This window comes from Synechococcus sp. R6-10, from assembly GCF_047461815.1.
Taxonomy (GTDB): domain Bacteria; phylum Cyanobacteriota; class Cyanobacteriia; order Thermostichales; family Thermostichaceae; genus Thermostichus.
Genome location: NZ_JANSHW010000757.1, coordinates 1 through 4,471 on the forward strand (window position 1 = coordinate 1; position 4,471 = coordinate 4,471).

Sequence of the window (4,471 nt, forward strand, 5' to 3'; positions counted from 1 at the left end):
AAGGGCGTCGGCTACGGTCGGCGCTATCCTTCCCTGCCCTGAAGGACGGGGCTTGCCGCGCCTTTTGGTCAGCGGTGCGGAGCACTTTGGAGGCCAAGGCGGGGGCGGTAGTCTATAATCCTGCCAATTCCCCTAATGCGTTCGCGCCAGCGGTGCGGAGCACTTTCGTCGCCATGACTGAGGCTGTCTCTACTGCCGATTCTGCCTTGCTGACCGTACAAGGGCTGCGGGTTTTCTTGCCCAGCCGTGCAGCTGGCGAGCCCTCGGGATCCCCGGTGGTGGACGGGCTGTCTTTCCAGATCGGGATCGGCCAGACCTTAGGCCTGGTGGGGGAGTCGGGATCCGGCAAAACCATGACCGCCCTGACGCTGATTGATCTGCTGCCCAGCTCGGCCCGGGTGGAGGGCAAAATCCTCTTCAAGGGCCCCAACGGAACGGTGGACTGGCTGCAGTTGGATCCCCGGCAACGGCGGCGCTATCGCGGATCCCAGATCGCCATGATTTTCCAGGAGCCGAGCACCGCCCTCAACCCCCTCTACACCTGTGGCCAGCAGTTACAGGAAACCTTGAGGGCCAACACCTCCCTGAGCCCGGCGGAGATCCGCGCCCAAGCCATTCGCCTGTTTGAGGAGGTGCAGCTTTCTCCCCAGATGCTGGAGCGCTACCCTCATCAGCTCTCCGGCGGCCAAATCCAGCGGGCGGCCATCGCCTGTGCCATCGCCTCCAATCCCCAACTGTTGATTGCCGATGAGCCGACCACCGCTCTGGATGTCACGGTGCAAGCGGAAATCCTGCGCCTGCTCTGGGAGCTGCAGCAGCACCGGCAGATGGCCATCCTCTTCATCACCCACGATCTCAATTTGGTGGCCGAACTGGCAGATCAGGTGGTGGTGATGCGCCGGGGCCAAGCTGTGGAACAGGGATCGGTGGAGCAGATCTTTCGGGATCCCCAGCATCCCTACACCCGCGGCCTGTTGGCCTGTCGCCCGGTGTTGGAGCGGCGGTTGCGGCGGTTGCCCACCGTCCAGGATTTTCTGGAAAAAGGGGGATCCCCAGAGGAGCAGTGGCAGCAGGTGGAGATCCCGGCTGCCGTTCGCGTAAGCGGGACGGAGTCCTTAGAGGAAGAACGGCTGCGCCGGCTGTACAGTCAGCCCCCCCTGCTGCAGGTGCGGGATCTGCGAACCCACTACGCCGTCCGTCGAGGGCCATTTGGCCGCCAGGTGGGCGAGATCCGAGCTGTGGATGGGATCAGCTTTGACCTCTACCCCGGAGAGACCTTGGGGCTGGTGGGAGAGTCCGGCTGCGGCAAAACCACCCTGGGGCGAACCCTGTTGCGCCTGGTCCGTGCCAGCTCTGGCCAGGTGATCTACGACGGCGAGGAGCTGCTCCGCTTGCCGCCCCAACGCTTACGTCGTCTCCGCCGCGAGATTCAGCTGATCTTTCAGGATCCGGCAGCCTCACTGGATCCGCGCATGAGTGTGGGAGCCAGCGTCATAGAGCCAATGGCCCTGCACGGGATTGGGAGAAATGCTGCTGAGCGACGAGCACGGGCCCAACGCCTGTTTGAACGGGTAGGGTTGGATCCGGAAGCGCTGGATCGCCCGCCCCACCAGTTTTCCGGAGGACAGCGGCAGCGGATCTGTATTGCCCGCGCCCTGGCCTCGGAGCCCCGCCTGATCGTCTGCGATGAGGCAGTGTCTTCCCTGGATGTCTCCGTGCAGGCACAGGTGCTGAACTTGCTCAAGGATCTGCAGGAGGAACTGGGGTTGGCCTACCTGTTCATCTCCCACGACCTGAGCGTGGTCAAGTTCATGAGCGACCGCATCATGGTCATGAACCGGGGCCGCATCGAAGAGCTTGGCCCCGCCTCCCAGATCTACCAGCAGCCGCAGCAGGACTACACCCGCCGCCTCATCGCCGCGTTCGCGCCAGCGGTGCGGAGCACTTCCCCCAAAGGGAGATCCGTTCGCGATAGCGGGCCGTAGGCCTTAAAAACGCACCCATTTGCCCCAAACGGGTTGAAAAGTTTCCCCTGCATCCGGCTCCGGGCTGGGCAACCCTGCGGGTTAACTTCGCAGTAAGATTTGCAATGAGGCTAAAATTAAGTAAACTTCCAGTCGTAAAGCTTCGACTCTTTGTTAGCACATTTAACAAAACGTTTTATCCGCAGTTTGGGCTGCAACCGGCTATGGCTCGCATACTCATTATTGAGGACGACCCTTCGATTCTGGATATCCTGCGCATCAATCTGGAGTTGGCGGGCTACGAGGTTGTGAAGGCCACCGATGGGGTGCGCGGACAAGCACTGGCTCTGCAAGTTCTCCCCGATCTGATCATCCTCGACCTGATGCTGCCCCAGGTAGATGGCCTGACCGTTTGTCAGCGCTTGCGGCGGGAGGAGCGCACCAGCGAGATCCCGATTTTGATGCTCACCGCCCTCGGCCAAACCCAGGACAAGATCGAGGGCTTTAATGCCGGTGCCGACGACTACCTGACCAAGCCTTTTGAGGTGCAGGAGCTGCTGGTGCGGGTGCGGGCCCTGCTGCGTCGCTCAGACCGGATCCCACAGGCGGCCAAGCATGGGGAGATCCTCACCTATGGCCCTCTCACGCTGGTGCCGGAGCGCTTTGAGGCGTTGTGGTTCGGCAAAACGATCAAGCTCACCCACCTGGAGTTTGACCTGCTCCACTGTCTGATGCAGCGACATGGGCAGACCGTTTCCCCCAGCGAAATCCTGCAGGAGGTGTGGGGCTACGAGCCCGACGACGACATCGAGACCATCCGTGTTCACATCCGCCACCTGCGCACCAAGCTGGAGCCGGATCCCCGCCACCCCCAGTACATCAAAACCGTCTATGGGGCGGGCTACTGTCTGGAGTTGCCCAACATTGCCGATCCCGTCCCACCGCAGCCAGAGCTGGCGAAAGATTCCCACAAATAATGATTCTTTCATGATTCTTGAGGATGCTGCTCACGCAACTGCTAATCTAGGGGATGCCCTGCTGCAGATTGCGCTCTGAGATCTATGCCTGGTGCCATTCGGTATTTGATGTGCCCACCCGATCACTACGAGGTGGACTATGTGATCAACCCCTGGATGGTGGGGAATGTTCACCGCTCTTCGCGAGAACGGGCGCTGCAGCAGTGGCAGGCTCTTTATCGGCATCTCTCGCAGCGGGCGGAGGTGAAGCTAATCCAGCCGGTGCCGGGATGGCCGGATATGGTGTTTACGGCGAATGCTGGGCTCATCCTGGGATCCAAGGTGGTGCTGAGCCGTTTTTATCACCCAGAGCGGCAGGGGGAACAGCCCCATTTCAAGGCTTGGTTTGAGGGACAGGGCTACACCGTCTATGAGCTGCCGCCGGCCCTGGCTTTTGAGGGGGCGGGAGATGCTCTGTTGGATCGGGCAGGGCGCTGGCTGTGGGCGGGCTACGGCTTTCGCTCCATGTTGGAGTCTCACCCCTACTTGGCCAAGTGGCTGGGGATCGAGGTGTTGTCTTTGCGGCTGGTGGACGAGCGGTTCTACCACCTAGACACCTGCTTTTGCCCCCTCTCCGAAGGCTATTTGCTTTACTATCCACCGGCTTTTGATGCCTATTCCAACCGCTTGATCGAGATGCGGGTGCCCCCTGAAAAGCGGATCCCGGTTCAGGAGGCGGATGCCATTCACTTTGCCTGCAATGCCGTGGATGTGAACGGCACGATCTTGGTGAATCGGGTCAGCCCAGAGCTGGAAGCCGCCCTACAGGAGCGGGGATTTGCGGTGGTGCAGACGGAGCTGACGGAGTTCCTGAAAGCCGGTGGGGCGGCCAAGTGCTTGACATTGCGCCTCGACGAGACGGTGGCTCCCCAAACCGATCCGGTGGCCACGGTGCTCAGCCGGACGGTGACCCTCCAGGGACACTTGGTGGACAGCGACCTGCTCACCAGAGCCGTCGATTGCATTGTCGACAATGGCGGCAGCTTCCAGATCCTCAAGTTTCAGCTTGGGGAAAAACGGCAGAGCACCTCTACAGTGGAACTGGCCGTTTCCGCTCCCACCGAAGAGACCCTGGATACCATTCTCAGCGCCTTGATCGAGCAGGGGGCCCGTCTCTCGGAGGAAACCCAGCAAGATGCCCGTCTGGAGCGGGTAGAGAAAGCAGGGGTAGCGCCCGACGATTTTTATGTCACCACCATCTACCCCACGCAGGTGCGGGTGGCCGGCCAGTGGATCCCGGTGCAGCGTCAGCGCATGGATGGGGTGATCGTGGTCAAGGGATCCGATTGCAATGGCAAGACGGAGTTTTCAGCCTATTGCACCCTGATTCGAGATTTGCAGGTGGGGGATGCCGTGGTGTGTGGGGTGGAAGGGATCCGCACCGTGCGCCAGGCCAGCAAAGAGCGCTCTTCCCAGGAGTTCACCTTTATGGGATCGGGAGTCTCCAGCGAGCGGCGGGTGGAGATCCTGGTGGAGCAGATTGCCTGGGAG

The 4,471-nt window shown here is 61.3% G+C and carries 3 protein-coding genes; all 3 read left to right on the plus strand.

All coding sequences use genetic code 11. The features are described from left to right. The first annotated feature begins 173 nt into the window (after positions 1-173). Entirely contained in the window at positions 174-1,985 is a 1,812-nt protein-coding gene (locus tag NW837_RS15835; protein ID WP_414332680.1) for an ABC transporter ATP-binding protein, read from the plus strand. Positions 1,986-2,188: 203 nt separating this feature from the next. Beyond that, positions 2,189-2,941 (plus strand): response regulator transcription factor, encoded by a 753-nt coding sequence (locus NW837_RS15840; protein ID WP_011431916.1) that lies wholly within the window; start codon positions 2,189-2,191, stop codon positions 2,939-2,941. An 84-nt stretch (positions 2,942-3,025) separates the two neighbouring features. Beyond that, on the plus strand, positions 3,026-4,471 hold a 1,446-nt coding region (locus tag NW837_RS15845; protein WP_414332678.1), incomplete at its 3' end, for an arginine deiminase-related protein.

Excerpts from the sequence above, each read along its gene's own strand:
- NW837_RS15840 (WP_011431916.1), top strand. The coding sequence starts at position 2,189 with ATGGCTCGCATACTCATTATTGAGGACGACCCTTCGATTCTGGATATC.
- NW837_RS15835 (WP_414332680.1), top strand. The coding sequence starts at position 174 with ATGACTGAGGCTGTCTCTACTGCCGATTCTGCCTTGCTGACCGTACAA.